14 protein-coding genes are annotated in these 16,258 nt (G+C 46.2%); 8 read left to right on the top strand and 6 right to left on the bottom strand.

The features are described 5' to 3' along the window. Positions 1-66: 66 nt before the first annotated feature. Positions 67-252 (bottom strand): hypothetical protein, encoded by a 186-nt coding sequence (locus QP775_RS21510; protein WP_239329518.1) that lies wholly within the window; start codon positions 250-252, stop codon positions 67-69. A gap of 183 nt (positions 253-435) precedes the next feature. Here QP775_RS21510 and QP775_RS21505 point away from each other — a divergent pair, with 183 nt between their 5' ends. Then, entirely contained in the window at positions 436-1,020 is a 585-nt protein-coding gene (locus QP775_RS21505; protein WP_285108916.1) for a putative ABC transporter permease, read from the top strand. A gap of 189 nt (positions 1,021-1,209) precedes the next feature. Here the strand turns inward: QP775_RS21505 and QP775_RS21500 are convergent, their stop codons facing one another. After that, the gene (locus QP775_RS21500; RefSeq protein WP_239329516.1) at positions 1,210-2,109 is read right to left on the bottom strand and encodes a manganese catalase family protein; all 900 of its coding nucleotides are present in this window, start codon (positions 2,107-2,109) and stop codon (positions 1,210-1,212) included. Between the two features lie 383 nt (positions 2,110-2,492). On the opposite strand from QP775_RS21500, the gene QP775_RS21495 reads away from it, so the two are divergent. After that, on the top strand, positions 2,493-6,500 hold the full coding sequence (locus QP775_RS21495) for an S-layer homology domain-containing protein (RefSeq protein ID WP_285108915.1): 4,008 nt from the start codon (positions 2,493-2,495) through the stop codon (positions 6,498-6,500). Positions 6,501-6,762: 262 nt separating this feature from the next. Here QP775_RS21495 and namA read toward each other — a convergent pair whose 3' ends face one another. Both namA and QP775_RS21485 read right to left on the bottom strand, forming a co-directional pair. Continuing rightward, entirely contained in the window at positions 6,763-7,773 is a 1,011-nt protein-coding gene (gene namA / locus QP775_RS21490; protein ID WP_285108914.1) for an NADPH dehydrogenase NamA, read from the bottom strand. Between the two features lie 115 nt (positions 7,774-7,888). Continuing rightward, positions 7,889-8,827: an alpha/beta hydrolase gene (locus QP775_RS21485; protein ID WP_285108913.1), complete on the bottom strand. Its 939-nt coding sequence runs from the start codon at positions 8,825-8,827 to the stop codon at positions 7,889-7,891. 243 nt (positions 8,828-9,070) lie between these two features. Between QP775_RS21485 and QP775_RS21480 the strand changes: the two genes are divergently transcribed. Continuing rightward, positions 9,071-9,556 (top strand): GAF domain-containing protein, encoded by a 486-nt coding sequence (locus QP775_RS21480; protein WP_285108912.1) that lies wholly within the window; start codon positions 9,071-9,073, stop codon positions 9,554-9,556. Between the two features lie 109 nt (positions 9,557-9,665). Here the strand turns inward: QP775_RS21480 and QP775_RS21475 are convergent, their stop codons facing one another. Together QP775_RS21475 and QP775_RS21470 are read right to left on the bottom strand one after the other, a co-directional pair. Next, a complete protein-coding gene (locus QP775_RS21475; protein WP_285108911.1) occupies positions 9,666-10,277 on the bottom strand; it encodes a hypothetical protein in 612 nt (203 codons plus the stop codon). A 324-nt stretch (positions 10,278-10,601) separates the two neighbouring features. Continuing rightward, on the bottom strand, positions 10,602-10,898 hold the full coding sequence (locus tag QP775_RS21470) for a phosphatidylinositol kinase (RefSeq protein ID WP_285108910.1): 297 nt from the start codon (positions 10,896-10,898) through the stop codon (positions 10,602-10,604). 256 nt (positions 10,899-11,154) lie between these two features. Here QP775_RS21470 and QP775_RS21465 point away from each other — a divergent pair, with 256 nt between their 5' ends. The 5 genes from QP775_RS21465 (at position 11,155) to QP775_RS21445 (ending at position 16,167) form a co-directional block, all read left to right on the top strand. Then, positions 11,155-11,886 carry an N-acetylmuramoyl-L-alanine amidase gene (locus QP775_RS21465; protein ID WP_285108909.1) on the top strand — a complete coding sequence of 244 codons (732 nt, stop codon included), beginning with the start codon at positions 11,155-11,157 and terminating at the stop codon, positions 11,884-11,886. 252 nt (positions 11,887-12,138) lie between these two features. Continuing rightward, entirely contained in the window at positions 12,139-13,125 is a 987-nt protein-coding gene (locus QP775_RS21460) for a LacI family DNA-binding transcriptional regulator (protein ID WP_285108908.1), read from the top strand. A gap of 75 nt (positions 13,126-13,200) precedes the next feature. Continuing rightward, entirely contained in the window at positions 13,201-14,496 is a 1,296-nt protein-coding gene (gene hcp / locus QP775_RS21455; protein ID WP_285108907.1) for a hydroxylamine reductase, read from the top strand. A gap of 235 nt (positions 14,497-14,731) precedes the next feature. Next, complete coding sequence (locus QP775_RS21450; protein WP_285108906.1) at positions 14,732-14,983, top strand: sensor histidine kinase family protein; 252 nt, start codon at positions 14,732-14,734, stop codon at positions 14,981-14,983. Between the two features lie 206 nt (positions 14,984-15,189). Next, positions 15,190-16,167 (top strand): diaminopimelate dehydrogenase, encoded by a 978-nt coding sequence (locus QP775_RS21445; protein WP_285108905.1) that lies wholly within the window; start codon positions 15,190-15,192, stop codon positions 16,165-16,167. Positions 16,168-16,258 lie beyond the last annotated feature (91 nt).

The raw sequence follows: 16,258 nt of genomic DNA, 5'->3' as shown, positions 1-16,258 counted from the left end.
TAACTCCTTTATAACACAAGCAGCCGAACTCCGTAAGATGCGGAATTCGGCTACGCTAGTGCTGGATTAGGACCCGCCTGTGCGGCGTCGTTGGTTGTTCGGCTTTTTCGTATTCTGACTTTTTAAAGCTTTGGTACCAGCATTGCCCTGAAAGTTGCCTTTCTGATCCTGCTGCTGTTGTTTCTTCTTTGCGAGCATTTCCTTCATGGCATCAGCCAAATTTACCTTTTTGGGTTGATTTTCTTCTGTCATCGTTTCCACCTACTTTGCATCAAATGCAGTTATCATTTTTAGACTATCATTTGTGAGCACTTAGAGCAATACGCTCCTTATACAAACCTGGAAAATGAAGAGATGGATACGAATATTTCCCTGCTAACGAACCATAATACAAACATGAATAAATGGGCACATGAGTAGGTAGGAGTTGAGGGTATGAATATGGAGTTGCAACAGCAGCCTGTATTGTCGGTGCTTCAGGGTGCTCACGTAAGTAGTGGGAGTGTCCATGTGATACTTTTTTTCTTTATGGTGTATGCCTTTGGTGGTTGGCTGTTGGAAAATGTCTATAGCAAGGCCACGACAGGTGTGTTTTTAAAAGAGGGTTTTTTATTCGGGCCCTTTAAGCCGATGTATGGTTTTGCACCTGTCTTCATTCTTCTGTATGCGGAACGGGGGGCATCATGGGGAATAGTGCTATTATTGTGCTTAATTGTACCGACATGTGTTGAGTATATAAGTGGAATGCTCCTTCAGAAGGGGATACATCGTCAGTACTGGGATTACTCCGGCTTTCGTTTACAGCTGCACGGGCACATTTGTTTATCGTTTTCTTTATGCTGGATGCTATTATCTCTTGCTGTGATATGGATATTGCATCCGTATGTGGCGGCACTGTACATCAAGGTGGAGCCAATTTGGCGCATCTTTGGCCCATTATGGCTGTTGTATGTATTATCTGATGCTGGATGGTCCGTATGGGTCCGTCGTCAAGAGGCTCATCTGTTAGCAGGCGACTAATTGCGCTTCTTATATAAAAAGCGCAGACACTTTATACAGTCAAAGGGTCTGCGCGCGCTTGAATAGTTACCAAGCAATATAAGCATTGTGGTGGAGGGGGAAAATGGAACAAAGTCCTCAGGAAGTATGAGGAACGCTGGACTTGCTGCTCCATACATGTGCTGCCGTTCATGACATGCAGGAGGGAGTTTAAGGGATGCCAGCGTTTTTTTTCAGCCGCTTGACGATTTCGTTAAAGTCTTCTTGCGAGATGCCAGGTGCGAATTGTTCTGGCAGGTCGTCAAAGTCTGGAATGGGTGCGCCTTCGGGTGCACCCTCCTTGACTTCAAGCGGACCGCCGTCTAGCGGATGCTTGCCGCTCCAGATCAATCCAATATCTTTGTAGTCATTGTCGCTCCACGTATATAAGATACGCCCAAGCCCCATGTCTTCAAATTTCCGTGTTGTCTCAAACTTGCGATTATCCAGATCGGGAATGGGCAGCATTTTGGTTACATCCACACCTGTGGCAATTTCCAATGCTTTGGCGTAGGCCACGATATGCGCGCCCCCACGCACAAGCAGATAGCCAATCATTTCCCTTGCAGTGGGATGATCCGTCATCTCGTACACCCGCATCTTATGGGTGCGTGCGCCGCATTCCAGAAAGAAATTGTGAAGCAGGTCCAACACTAGATTGCCGCTATTAAAGACGTAGTCCCCTGCCCAAGGTCTGCCCATGGAGTCTCCCGCAAGCGCGGTTTGAGCTGTCGCGATAAATTGATACGTATTGCGTGCATCTTTGCCTACGGCCAGCGGCGTAGAATTTGGGTTGCCTGGCTTGGTTGAGCCAGCCAACACGAGGTTAATCGTATTCGTAACCAATTCGACATGCCCGAATTCTTCAGCGGTAATACTCGCTACAATGTCATAGAAAGGCTTGAGCTTCTTTTTTTGCCGAAAATTAAAGGATTGGAACATGTAGTTATTCAAAGTCGACATTTCTCCGAATCGCCCGCCTAGCAGTTCCTGCACAGCCGCTGCTGCATTGGGGTCCCCATTCTTTGGCATTGGCAATTCAATGGCCAGTCGATTGATGCGCTTAAACACGTCATGACCTCCTTTAGGGTATCGGTCTAGGTGGTATATGTGCAAGTGAATAGCCGACTTAATCGACTTGAGTTCATTAATTCACGTCAACATCACTCATCATTTTACACCTATGCGCGGGAGTATTCGTCCTATGACAGAAAGTAGATCCGTGCAGCCGACCTGTGAATTGAAATTTTTGAGCAGAAACCAAGCACTGGGAAATAAGGGGGCTAGATATAAGGGTAGATTTAAAAATAAATCGTAAAATGTGCTTTTTTTTCTATGAAATTTTATATTTTTCTGGATCAAAAGACCTTATGTTCAGTATTTTTTTAGAGGTTTTCATGTAACATGTCGGATTATGACGTTTAATTACATGAGATAGAACAGGAGATAAGTTCATGTCTAAAAAAATGCTTATTATATGGTTGTCCTGCAGCCTAGCTTTTTTGCAACTGCTAGTTCCGGAAAAAGGCTATGCACAGTCGTTACAATTCAGTCCTAGTGACGCAGCAATCGCGAGTACCAATATGGGATCTTTAGCGAGGTCGTTGGGAGATATCACAAATTCGGGGAGATTGGACCTTGTCGGAGGTGCTTTCACCCAAAAGGTTGGCGTAGTGCATGATCTTGCTCGCACTCCACAGCGAGTAGATGCAGATGCCTCTGTTCCTGCAGAGACAAGTCCCTTTTACGCTACAGCTTTGGCCGATTTGGATGGCGATGGGGATCTTGATTTCATAACGGCAGGGCCTAATGGAGTTGTTACTAGTCCTAACAATGTATACGCATGGGACGAGACGTCGAGTTCCCAGATGAAATATACCAAAATGGGATCAACGTATACGATGAATCAAGCGGTCTTTTATGGTATGAGCATTGTGACGGGAGATTTTAATAACGATTCTAAGACGGACGTGATGTGGTTCGCTGGAAATAAAGCATACTTGGGTATCAATAACACAACAGTTGCTAATCAAATTTCGTTCTCCCAAATCCGTGATATTGGATTCAATTTGGGATATATCAATATAGGCAATTCTACAACAAGAACCGGGGACTTTAACGGGGACGGCAACCTGGATTTTATTGGGGGGAACTCGTCTAAGGGTGGCGGCTATGTTATCGGCTATGGTGACGGTACGGGCCAGTTCAGACTAGAGAAGTCTGACTTTGGTGATCTTTTTTCTGCGGTCGCTATAGATGTCAGTGATGTGAATAAGGATGGCAAGACAGACTTTATACTTATTCGTTCGAGTGCCTATAATGAGCCTGTAGATAACGAAATTATCCTCTTTACAAGCACAGGAGCATCTTTTGATAAACAAGTTATGAATAGATCAACTGTTAACAGATACAGTCAAATCGTGCTGTCGGATATGAATAATGACACATGGGCGGATATCATTGCTTATAGTAATAATACGACATCTATTTATGTGAATTCGGGCCAAGGTTCATTCCAAGGGATGCCTGATTCTAGTATTAGTACATCTAGCAATGCCTCACAATTATTTATTGCCGACTTTAACGCGGATGGACTCAACGATCTCGGGTTTATAATTGGGAGCAATCTCGTCGTTCGCTATCAGGGGATTGTAGGAACATCAACTGCAGAAGCGAGTGTAACTCCGGCCCAACCTTTAACCAAATCGGCGACTAATGTTCAATTGCGTACAAAGGATGTATTCGGCCAAGTAGATACGAGTTATAACGGTACAAAGAACGTGACGATATCTGGCGTATCCGCTGCTCCGGATGGCAGCTACGGCAGCTTTAACGGCACGGCACTTGACGCGAACGCAGCAGGTAACGGGCAGGTGGTGCCCGTGAATTTTGCAAATGGGCAAGCTACGGTTCCTTTGCAACTGCACCATGCTGCGACGCAGCAAATTCAGTTCAGCATCGAAGGGGTAAAGACACCGCTTACGAATACGGTAAATATTACGCCGCTTGCTTCAAAGGAGAAGCTTCTCCTTCAGCAGGACATTGCAGCTCCTGCAGAATATGGCAAGCCTTTTGACCAACAGCCAGTACTTCACCTTACAGATGGATATGGCAACGTGGTGACAAGTGACAACTCTACACGTGTAACTGTGTCGAAGCAGGATAGTGGAGACTGGAAGCTCGTGGGCACTGTAACAGCCACAGCGAGAGCTGGAATTGTTTCCTTCAGTGGATTGCTGCCAGACTACGTTAATGACGTAACAGGGGCTCAATTAGTTTTCCAATCACAAGGCCTTACTCCGGTTGTTAGTTCCGCTCTGAGCCTAACTGGAGCGATTATTCCATCAGTTCCGACTGCACTAACTGCAATTGCAGGTGACCACAAAGCGGCGCTAACCTGGAGAGGTGTTCCAGAGGCGACAGCGTATAAGATTTATGCCAGTACGATATCAGGTTCCTATGGGACAGAGATCGCTAAGGTGACAGGCTCCGTATACAACTACGAGCTGAACAATCTAATTAACGGCACAACCTACTACTTCGTTGTAAAGGCAATTGCGGGTAAGATAGAAAGTGCAGCTTCCAATGAAGCGATGTCAACACCGCAAGTACCTGCACCTAACGCTCCTGCTTACTTGACTGCCCTTGCAGGGAACGGCAAGGTAACATTGAACTGGGGCGGTGTAGAACAGGCAGCTGCCTATAAGATTTACCACAGCACGGTGCAAGGAGCCTATGGAACGGAAGCTGCTACTGTGACTGGCAATGTGTACAGCTACGATGTCGCTCCACTTATAAATGGCACAACCTATTACTTTGTTGTTCGCGCTGCTACAGCAGGTGGAGATGGTCCTGCATCGTTTGAAGCAAGTGCCGTACCTAGTACGATCCCTGCCGCACCAACAGACGTTACCGCGGTTGCAGGTGATGGTCAAGCAACGGTCCGTTGGAAGGCTCCTATTGATGACGGAGGAAGTCCAATCGTCTCCTATGTACTGACTGCTCAACCAGGCAATGTGGTTGTAAATGTGAAGACAACAACCGCTGCAGTCACGAATTTAACCAATGGAACAGCTTATACGTTCAGGGTACGTGCAATCAATGCGAATGGAAATGGGATCGCTTCTCTGCCATCGCCAACTGTAACGCCGTCGACCCCAACATCGTCGGGCGGAAATTGGCAGGGTGGCATTAGCCCAACACCAGCCGACAAAAATGCAAACATAGAAGTTAACGGAAAGAAAGAACTGGGTGGAACCGTTGAAATCACTGAGAAGGATGGGCAGAAGACAACTGCATTTACACTTGATCCAATTAAATTGGCAGATCTGTTAAGCAAATCGGGACTCAATACATTGATTACTGTACCATTTGCTGATGCTGCTCATGGAACCACGATCCTTAGTGGAAACATCGTTAGCCAGATGAAGCAACAGCAAACGATATTGGAAATGAAGACAACGCAAGGCGTATTCAAGCTCCCGCTGTCACAATTGGATGTAAATGCAATTGCTGCTGCATTTGGTGACAAAGTGAATCCGAACGGAATTCAGTATAAAATTCAGATTCAGAAAGCAACAAGTGAAGGCGCTCATGCGGTTGAGCTTGCGGCAAAAAATCAGAAATACAAACGGATTGGCGATCCAACTCGATTCGAGGTAACGGCTTCTTATGGGAGTCAAACAATATCCGTCAACAAACATAACGGCTACGTGGAGCGGATGCTAGCTCTGCCTAAGGAAACCGATCCAGCTCAAGTGACAACGGCTGTATTTTTGAATAAGGACGGCACATTATCTCATATTCCAACCATGTTAACGAAGGTTGACGGTACCGTTTTTGTAAAAATGAATAATCGTATTAACGGTACGTTTGCGGTAGTGTGGAATCCGATGTCATTTGCCGACATGAATCAACATTGGGCACAGGCAGAAGTGAATGATTTGGGTTCACGCTTGGTTGTAACGGGAACAGCTGATAACCGTTTTGAACCAAAACGAGATATTACACGTGCAGAATTTGCAGCTATAGTGGTAAAGGGATTAGGCCTGATGAATGGTGGAACAGGTCAAGATAGCTTTAAGGATGTTGCTTCTACTGCTTGGTATTATGATGCAGTATCAATAGCTTCAGAATACCAGTTAATCCAAGGTTATGCGGATGGCACATTCCGCTCTAATGACAAGATCAGCCGTGAGGAAGCTATTGTTATTCTCATGAGAGCTATGAAATTGATGAAGCCTGATATGAAGATGACAGATAATGAGCAGCCTCAGCTGCATCTGAAGGCTTTCAAAGATGGTGCCGTAGTGAGCAAATGGGCGCAAGAATCCGTTGCCGCCAGCATTCAGAATGGTGTGGTAAAGGGGAACGGTGAACGTATTGGAGCTAAGGAGAATATGACGCGAGCTGAAGTGGCGGCCGTCGTTCGCCGGATGCTGCAACAATTGAACTTTATTTAAATAAGGTTTACGAATCATCTGCTTAGAACTAAAAGCAATCACATGCAAGTAAACTTATGCAAAGAACCTTCACTCTGCTTGTAAGCGGTGAAGGTTCTTTTTTGATCCCTAATTGTGAAGCTGCATCTATTTCAGACCACTTCAAGATGGGCTATAATCGTTTCATTTCATAAAATTCAGAACAACAGTTTGATTTGCATTGTATATCTGTAGCTGCCTGACCTGCTGCTGGGATGGTAGAGATCATCGCAGCGCGTGGCTGCTACCAGCTGCGCATGTACGACTTCGGCACGGGAATGTCTGTGCGAAGTTCCTTGGAAGCGCGGAGAGGCCAATAGGGATCACGCAGCAGCTCACGTCCGAGCAGTACCAAATCGGCACGGTGATTGCGCACGATATCCTCAGCATGCGAAGGCTTTGTAATCAAGCCTACAGCTCCGGTTGCGATTCCCGTAGATTGACGTATCGCTTCTGCATAGGGGACTTGGTACCCGGGATATACGTTAATATCCGCGGGTACGACTGCGCCTGAACTGCAGTCGATCAGATCGACACCTTGTGATTTCATGCGACGAGCGTAATCAATGAAGGTTTCCAGCGTGTTGCCATCCTTATGGTATTCATTCGCGGAAATGCGTACAAAGAGCGGCTTCAACCATACAGGACGCACGGCATCAATAATCTCCTCCAGAAAACGATAGCGCCCAATGATATTTTCACCGTAACCGTCCAGCCGTTTGTTCGTTAATGGAGACAAAAATTCATTAATCAGATAGCCATGAGCGGCATGAATCTCTACTACATCAAAGCCTGCTAATTCAGCTCGGCGTGCAGCGTCTGCAAAAGCCTTAATGGTCTTGCGGATGTCTTCCTGCGTCATCTCCGCAGGTACGGCATACTCTTCACTAAACGGGACAGCAGAAGGTGCGATGGCTCCAGGGACCGTCGCTTTACGCCCTGCATGTGCTAGCTGGATGCCTATGCGAGCACCCTGGGCATGCACCATCTCCACGAGACGGCGCATGCCTTCTATATGCTCGTCGCTCCATATGCCCAAGTCTTGCGCGCTAATGCGCCCGTTTGATTGTACAGCGGATGCTTCAACGATAATGAGGCCTACTTGGCCAACTGCACGGGAAGTATAGTGTACCAAGTGCCAATCATTTACTTTCCCATCTTCCTCATTGCACGCGTACATACACATCGGTGACATCACAATCCGATTTGGGAAGGTGACGTCGCGAATCGTCAATGGATCTAACAAACTTGGCATAACCTTAATACCTCCATCCTTATCCAATCTATATGAAACGTTTGTATGAAGTCCAACTACTTTATTATACCTTTGTCTGCGGGGGCGAAACAAACTCACCTAGTTGAAGGCAGCGTTATGATTGCGGCAGCAGGCGATCCAGCCATTCCATACAGTCGCGAGTCACCTCATCGCGGTTAGTCTCATTCAGCAGTTCGTGACGGGCTCCAGGATACAGAATAAGCGAAACGTCTTGAACACCGAGATGCTTATACAAATGTTCGAGCTTATGGAGTCCTTTGCCGAAGTTGCCTACAGGATCTTGGCTGCCGGATACGATTAGAACCGGAAGCTTTAAAGGCACTTTGGCCAAGGTAGAAGGATGATGTACCTCTTTTAGGAAACAGAAAAACTCATAATAGAATCCGACTGTACACACATAGCCACACATGGGATCATCGATATATTTCTGGACTTCCTGTTCATCCCGACTAAGCCAGTCAAATGGCGTAAGGCTTGGTTTGAAGCTGCGGTTAAATCCACCGAATGCCAAATTATTAATGAACTCACTGCGGTGTGCTGCTCCCTTCAAAGCGCGAATGACTTGGGATACACGGACACCTGCGGATAGATCAAGCCCGCGAGGTCCATTACTGCCGGATAAAATCAGACCATGCAGTAAATGACCATATTTGGTAATGTACATTTGAGATAAGAAGGAGCCCATGCTATGTCCAAACAAAACAAGGGGCACATTCGGATGGCGTTCTTGGACATATTGGCTTAGTTGGCCCATATCATGTACCATCCCCATGAAGTCGCCTTTCTCCATGTGCCCAAGCTGCTCTGGGCGGGAGGCTGTTTTCCCATGACCGCGGTGATCGTTTGCATACACTATGTATCCCTGTTGTATTAATTCTGCTGCAAAGCGCTCGTATCGCAGTGCGGTTTCTGTCATACCATGCGCAATCTGGATAATGCCCCGTGTAGGGATATCTGGATGGGCAGATTCCCATTTATAGACGTGAACTCGGCTGCCATTGGCACCTTCGAGGTTAAACGTTGTTCTATTCATCTTATATTCCTCCAATATGTATGTGCTTAACCTTATACGCCTGCACTACACTATATTTCAATTCATCTGATCTACATACATAGATTAAGGTATGTAGATCAATGTTAGGATTAGATGCAGCTGCTCCAAGCTAGGGAGCAGTTGCCGCTCCTTATTTATGCTATGATAGGAGCATTGCCAGGCGATAGATAAAAGATTGCTGATTATCAAAACTGTCAAATGAACGAGAAAGAGGTCATGCCCATGTTTGAACCTACTTTGTACAGCGGTATTCCAGAACAAGATTATCCTTTGCTGCGCGCCCAACTTGCCGCACTTGTCGAGGATGAGCCGAATCTGATCGCTAATTTGGCTAATGCAGCCGCGCTGCTCTGGCACGGGCTTCAAGATATTAACTGGGCGGGCTTCTATTTATATGAAGAAGCAACGAACCAGTTGGTGCTGGGCCCCTTTCAAGGCATGCCAGCTTGCGTCCGTATTCCACTTGGCAGAGGGGTATGCGGGACTTCGGCACAGGATCAGCAGACATTGGTCGTAGCTGACGTGCATGAGTTCCCTGGTCATATCGCTTGTGATGCACGTTCACGATCTGAGATCGTGGTCCCGCTTGTACAAGGCGGTCGATTGATCGGTGTACTGGATATTGACAGTCCGAGTAAGGAACGCTTTCACGAAGTCGACCAGAAATGGCTGGAGCAAATTGCGCAGTTATTAATGGGAGAAGTCTAGCTTATACCGAGCAGCAGTCCACGCCCAGCGATGCTGGGAAATAAGCAGAAGACGCTTTAAGCATAAGGGGATCGACCCTAGCTGAAGCGTCTTTTCAGATTGCGTATCGTCATGAAAGGGAACCTCGCGCTTTAAGCTGATCTTCGATGATAAAACGGTGCTGATTTATAATTTTTTTACGGGAATTGATTATTTCCGACTTGGTATAAGCTGCGACTAGCAAGGCTGCCAGCAATACGATCAGCGATGGAAATAAATCAATGGCTTGCGTAAGGTATCCTGTAAACGAAGTCATCCACTGCTGGAGCTCGCTAGGAGGATCTTTCATCAGACTGGAAGCGTTAAACCCAATCGTGATGAATATCCCGAGTAAAAGGATGATCACCGGCATAAAAATCTTAGTTAGCAGGTCCGTAAACTGATGGGGCACATTATGCTCGTCTTCAAAGCCTTTTAAATAGTAGTGAATGACGATCAGCTTGTCCGTGTCTAATTGACCGTATGCATATAAATGCCCCTCAGTTGTCAGGTCAATCGCTTTATTGCGCGGCGAGAGTGTCGTTCGCCATTCCGTTATCAGCTTGTTAATCGGGCGACACAGCCTCTTCTTGAATATAAAATAGTTGCAAGTGTCCACCACCGCGAACAGGATCATAAGCGCGGACATGCCGTAAATGATAGACGTGATGATCAAGTTCAAATTAGCTGTATCTATGTTCAACCCTCCTTTAGGGTGAGTAATCGGCGTTCAGCCGAATGAATGTCCATTTATATCCTTCTATTGTAGCATAACACGAATATATACGGGATCATATGTCCAAAGGGGAAATGTACGTCTTTTGCAGGAGGAATACGGTGAAGAGAACAAGAGATGTGATGATCTATGGGTAGGGTTTGTCCTCATCATGTGCAGGTTGGGAATCGGCGCTCACCATCAGCGTCAATGCCAAACAGAGGGTTGACATAAAGCGGTTTCTCAAGACTTCGAGAACCGCCTTTTTGTCTCCAGATAAGGGGAGTGGGGCAAACCCTCTCCTCTATTTGCTCATATAAAGAATGGTAGTAAAAATAATCCTGTAATAAACGGAAATGGAATGCGGCGATGAAAAAATCGGCGTCTAGGGAAAAAACCAGGATGGAAGCCGAATTGCCTGTAAGTTGACGGACGTGCTGGCATTCCATTCATTTGATCCATCATTTGATCGGTGGGGATAGCGAGCGTAACATAGTCTTGATCAATGTGAGCGATAAACCCATCATGCGAATGACCATCGCTTGTAGTAATCCCTACATACTTATTCATGCATTGCCAACAGACTTGCTGATAATAATTAGGGTCCATGACAACCTCCTTGGGTAAATGCAGTATCTACACCAGTCTATTGCCGAATAGCCAAGATGCTCACGGCAAATACCTATGAAGCAGTCAGAATAATTACAAACTGTGACAATGTTGTTGGCATGGGTTTTAACCCGAATATAACGGGCTGCAGGAGAGGGCTGCCGCACTGTTAATGCGCTACCATTATACATAATCTATCAATAGAAAGAGAAATAGTTGAGGGGAACCGAGGATTCCTTACAGGGTGGTGTATAATATGGCGGCTAACAAAATAGTTGTATGGGACCCGGGACATGGTGGTACTGATTCAGGTGCAGTGGGCAACGGACTATCTGAAAAGGACATAACACTCCGCATTGCAACAGAGGCTGCAAAGCGCTTAATGGCTCAATACATTGGTGTAACAAGCTATCTGACTCGGTCGACTGATGTGTTTGTAGAGTTAAGTGCGCGGACTGATATGGCCAATGCAGCTAAAGCAGCTCTTATGGTTTCTATCCATTGCAATTCAGGTGGGGGAGCAGGTGGATTCGAATCCTATACGTATACAGGTACATCGGATAATATGACAGCGTATCTGCAAAATGTGCTGCATGGTGAAACTATGACTCAACTAAAATCATTTTCGGTCATCGATAGAGGTCAGAAAAAAGCTGATTTTCATATGCTGCGTGAGAGTAAAATGCCAGCAGTGCTTACGGAAAATTTATTTGTTGATGTGGCTTCGGATGCTGCCAAGCTAAAAAATCCTGCTGTTATAGATGCGCTTGTTAACGGTCATGTATTGGGCGTGGCCAAAGTTCTTGGATTGATTCAGAGGCCCACCGATCCTAATGCAGTAACCATCGCGGTGGATGGGCAAGTGATTACTCCGGGCATTAATATTAATGGGACCACTTATGCGCCGGTTAGAGCAGTGGCGGAATCGCTTGGTGCGACGGTAAGTTGGAACCAAGCAGAGAGACGGGTGGACATTAAGACGACGTAAGTTATAGGTTATAGGGTTCTCTCCTATAAGCGAGATTATCATCCCTTTTGAATATACAGTTGGTGCTAGTCATGAACTGTATATTCAAAAGGGATTTTTGACTGCACCTTCTGGGGATATTAGTCATATATTATCCATTCATAGAGACGAAGATATGCAAACGTTTAAAAATGGCAGTCACACACGCTTCCGGGGGCGCAAATATATTGGTATAGTAAGGGAAAAGGTGGATTAACGATAGGAGCGAATGTTGTGGTCAGTATTAAAGATATCGCTAAGAAAGCGGGGGTTTCCATCTCCACGGTATCCTATGCGTTAAACGGGAACCCCAAAGTAACAGAGGAAACAAGCAATCGAATATTAGCAGTTGCAAAAGAGTTAAATTATGTGCCTAATGCGGCTGCGCGGAATTTAAAGAAGCGGGAAACAAAAATTATTGGGGCGTTTCTGACTGATTTTAACGGTGCATTTTACGGAGAACTTCTGCAAGGAATTAAAGAAGTGGCGAACAAAAAGGGATATGACTTGATCGTGTGCAGCGGAGCTCAATCGCATCGGCTGCTGCCGGAACGGATGATTGATGGCGCCATTGTGCTGGATGCTTCGTTTCCAAGTGATGAACTGCTCCAATATGCAAACCGCGGACATAAGCTTGTGGTGTTGGATCGTGAACTAAATCATCCCAATATTAATCAGGTTCTGCTTGATAATAAAGCAGGAGCTACATTGGCAATGGAATACTTAATTGAAGCAGGGCACCGTAAAATTTACGTGATCACGGGACCGAATGCCTCGTTTGATTCCATGCAGCGTCTGCAGGCTGTACGTCAAGCTGTTGAGCGTCATCAGCCTCTTGAATACATACCGATTCAAGGCGACTTTAACAAGTCGGCAGGGCAGGCAGCCGCTGGGCAAATTTTGAGCGAGTATACGGGACCTGTCGCTGTCTTTTGTCTGAATGATGAGATGGCCATAGGTTTATATGATGCTGTAAAAGAAACGGACCATGTCGTTGGACAGCATATTCATATCATCGGTTTTGACAACATTGAATTGACACATTACACAACACCTCGCTTGTCGACAATAGATTATTCTAAGCGAAAGTGGGGCTCCCTAGCTGCTGAGCAATTGATCAAGCTTATTTCAGAAGAAGAGGTGGAGTACGAGCGTATTTATGTGAGCTTGGTACAAGGTGATTCCGTTCATCCTGTCATAAAGGATTCAAATTCAAAGTGATCGTACGCACAATTTGCAATCGCTTCCCTTGGTAAACTGGATATAACAACCAATCCAAGGTGAGGGGGAACGGATATGTTTTGTTATCAATGTGAACAGACACCAAGCGGGGGATGTAAAGTAATTGGTGTCTGCGGGAAGAACGAGACAGTAGCCAGTTTGCAGGATACGATTATATTTGCCTTAAAAGGAATCGCCGCTTATGCAACGCATGCGCGTCAGCTCGGGTACGAAGATTCGGAAGTGAACCGCATCACGCATGAAGCCTTATATATGACACTTACCAATTCAAACTTTAACGTGCAGGAGCATATTGAGATGGCGTTGAAGGTGGGTAACGCAGCAGTTCGCATTATGGATGTGTTGGATCATGCCCATACGGATCGTTTCGGTATTCCGGAGCCGGTCACCGTATCACAGAATGCGGTAGAGGGTCATGCTATTGTGGTGACGGGGCACAACCTGTACGCGCTTGAGGAACTTTTGAAGCAGACGGAAGGAAAGGGCATCAATATATATACTCACTCGGAAATGCTTCCCGCCCATGGATACCCGGCCTTGAAGAAATACGATCATCTTCGTGGAAATATCGGGAAGGCTTGGTACGATCAACGTCGATTATTTGAACAATTCCCGGGTGCAATATTGGCTACTACCAACTGTGTTATGCCGATCAAGGGAACGTATGCGGACCGCTTCTTCTCTTATGAGGTAGCAGGCTTAGAAGATGTCGCCAAGATTGAGAACGATGACTTTACGCCATTAATAGAAAGAGCCTTAGCTCTGCCGTCTGTTACGATATCCTCTGATCAGGTGTTGACGACGGGCTATCATCACGAGACGGTTATTGGCTTGGCTCCGGAGATTATTGAAGCGGTGAAGGCGGGTCAGATCAAGCGCTTCTTCGTTATTGCAGGCTGTGACGCTCCTGGCAAAGGCGGGGAATATTACCGCGAGCTGGCGACATCACTGCCACCGGAAACGGTAATCCTGACAACATCTTGCGGTAAATTCCGCTTTAATGATGTGGACTATGGAACTGTGCCTGGCACGGAAATTCCACGTTATATTGATCTTGGTCAATGCAACAACTCGGGTTCAACCGTGAAGATAGCGCTGGCGCTGGCAGATGCATTTGGCTGTACAGTTAATGAGCTGCCTGTGTCGATCGTCCTCTCTTGGTTCGAACAGAAGGCAGTGGCCATCTTGCTGGGGCTGTTCAGCTTAGGCATCCAGGATATCCGAATTGGGCCGAAGCCGCCAGAATTTATTTCGGAGGGTGTAATGGATGTGCTTGTTGAGACATTTGGCCTGAAGTTAATTGGTGATGCACAAGAGGATATTCAAACGATGATGCAGTTGGCGCATTAAGCTGTGATCACGGCAACACTTGCAAGCTTAACTAGTGCACGCCTGCTCGTATAATTGGATATTGTATAAGAGAACGGTGTAACGATCATATATACACCTATCATAGAGTCCTCCAGAACGTGACTGTGCCTAACGGCAGTTACGTTCTGGAGGACTTCTTTGTGCGGCATAGGTCATTTGCGTTCAGATAATCTATGCTTGATGCTCTAAGGGGAGCGAAAATACCGTTGCTGCGTTGGCCCATGATCTACGGACACCGCTTGAGATCGTTCAGGGCCATACAGAAGGGGTGTTGGACGGAGGAATACAACATGCGGACCGACCTGAATTTCAACTATTAATCCGAAATATCAATGTGTCACAATATATGGGTGAAAAGTGTGCAGAATATAGACAGCTTTGCGAACAGCATAACGTTCAATTTGAAGGTGAAATATCGATAGATCCTGATCGCTTAATTGCACTAGATCCCGACCGGATATCTTAGCTTCTCGATAATGTTACTACAAATGCGATCCGATACACTCCTGCAGGAGGCAGAGTTCGGCTTGAGGTGGGACAAACAGAGCGGGAGATGATTTTAAGTATGATAAACCGACATTTCTTGTAAGATTATGCTGTAAAAAGCAAGCAGTCTGCCTTATACTAGATGGAAGTAAAAGATGATAAGTAGAACAAAGGAGTGGAGCTTAGATGCAAGCACCGATTCGTATAGGTATTGTGGGTTATGGCAATTTAGGAAGAGGGGTCGAACAATCGATTCGACAAAACCCTGACATGGAGCTTGTGGCCGTCTTTACACGACGCCAACCGGAAATGGTACAAGCTAGTGTACCGGTAGTGGCTTTAAGCGAAGCTCATTCTTATAAGGATCGTATCGACGTTATGATATTGTGCGGGGGTTCGGCAACAGATCTTCCAGAGCAAGGCCCTCAATTGGCTGAGCTTTTCCATACGGTAGACAGCTTTGATACACACGCTCGTATCCCTGAATATTTTGACAGCGTGAACCATGTAGCTGTAGCAAGTGGACATGTTTCTGTCATCTCTACAGGCTGGGACCCAGGCTTGTTCTCCTTGAACCGTCTTCTCTTCGAAGCCGTGCTTCCTGAAGGCAATGAATACACATTCTGGGGCCGTGGCGTAAGCCAAGGACACTCAGATGCGATCCGTCGTATCGCAGGCGTGCAAGCAGGCGTGCAATACACAATTCCTTCCGACGAGGCGGTAGCTCAAGTGCGTCGTGGGGATAACCCAACATTGTCTACACGTGACAAACATTTGCGAGAGTGTTTTGTTGTAGCTGAAGCCGGTGCAGATCAAGCACGTATTGAGCAGGAAATTAAGACGATGCCGAACTACTTTGCGGATTATGACACGATTGTACATTTCATCACTGAAGAAGAGCTGCGTGCTAATCACAGCGATATACCTCACGGTGGCCTAGTATTCCGCAGTGGTATTACAGGAGAAGGTACAAAGCAAATTATGGAGTTTGGCTTGAATCTGGGCAGCAATCCAGAGTTTACATCCAGCGTGCTGGTGGCATATGCTCGTGCAGCTTATCGTTTGGCACAACGTGGCGAGAACGGAGCTCGTACAGTGTTCGATATTCCATTTGGTCTATTGTCACCGAAGTCGGCTGCAGAGCTGCGACAAGGACTGCTGTAAGCTGATCCGTTAGTGCAGTATATTGGAACTATCAGTTTCTAATGTAGAAGCTAGTTAGCATATCCTGACACCTCCTTAAATCGTTCTAACG

The sequence above is a fragment of the Paenibacillus sp. UMB4589-SE434 genome, from assembly GCF_030226685.1.
Classification (GTDB): Bacteria; Bacillota; Bacilli; order Paenibacillales; family Paenibacillaceae; genus Paenibacillus_B.
The sequence above is the reverse complement of the archived record's forward strand: the minus strand, read 5'-3'. Positions and strand labels throughout refer to the sequence as shown.

Bases quoted from the DNA above. Each gene is read 5' to 3' on its own strand.
- QP775_RS21470 (WP_285108910.1), bottom strand. From the start codon at position 10,898: ATGGACCCTAATTATTATCAGCAAGTCTGTTGGCAATGCATGAATAAG.
- QP775_RS21505 (WP_285108916.1), top strand. From the start codon at position 436: ATGAATATGGAGTTGCAACAGCAGCCTGTATTGTCGGTGCTTCAGGGT.
- namA (WP_285108914.1), bottom strand. From the start codon at position 7,773: ATGCCAAGTTTGTTAGATCCATTGACGATTCGCGACGTCACCTTCCCA.
- QP775_RS21465 (WP_285108909.1), top strand. From the start codon at position 11,155: ATGGCGGCTAACAAAATAGTTGTATGGGACCCGGGACATGGTGGTACT.
- QP775_RS21510 (WP_239329518.1), bottom strand. From the start codon at position 252: ATGACAGAAGAAAATCAACCCAAAAAGGTAAATTTGGCTGATGCCATG.
- QP775_RS21445 (WP_285108905.1), top strand. From the start codon at position 15,190: ATGCAAGCACCGATTCGTATAGGTATTGTGGGTTATGGCAATTTAGGA.
- QP775_RS21495 (WP_285108915.1), top strand. From the start codon at position 2,493: ATGTCTAAAAAAATGCTTATTATATGGTTGTCCTGCAGCCTAGCTTTT.
- hcp (WP_285108907.1), top strand. From the start codon at position 13,201: ATGTTTTGTTATCAATGTGAACAGACACCAAGCGGGGGATGTAAAGTA.
- QP775_RS21485 (WP_285108913.1), bottom strand. From the start codon at position 8,827: ATGAATAGAACAACGTTTAACCTCGAAGGTGCCAATGGCAGCCGAGTT.
- QP775_RS21480 (WP_285108912.1), top strand. From the start codon at position 9,071: ATGTTTGAACCTACTTTGTACAGCGGTATTCCAGAACAAGATTATCCT.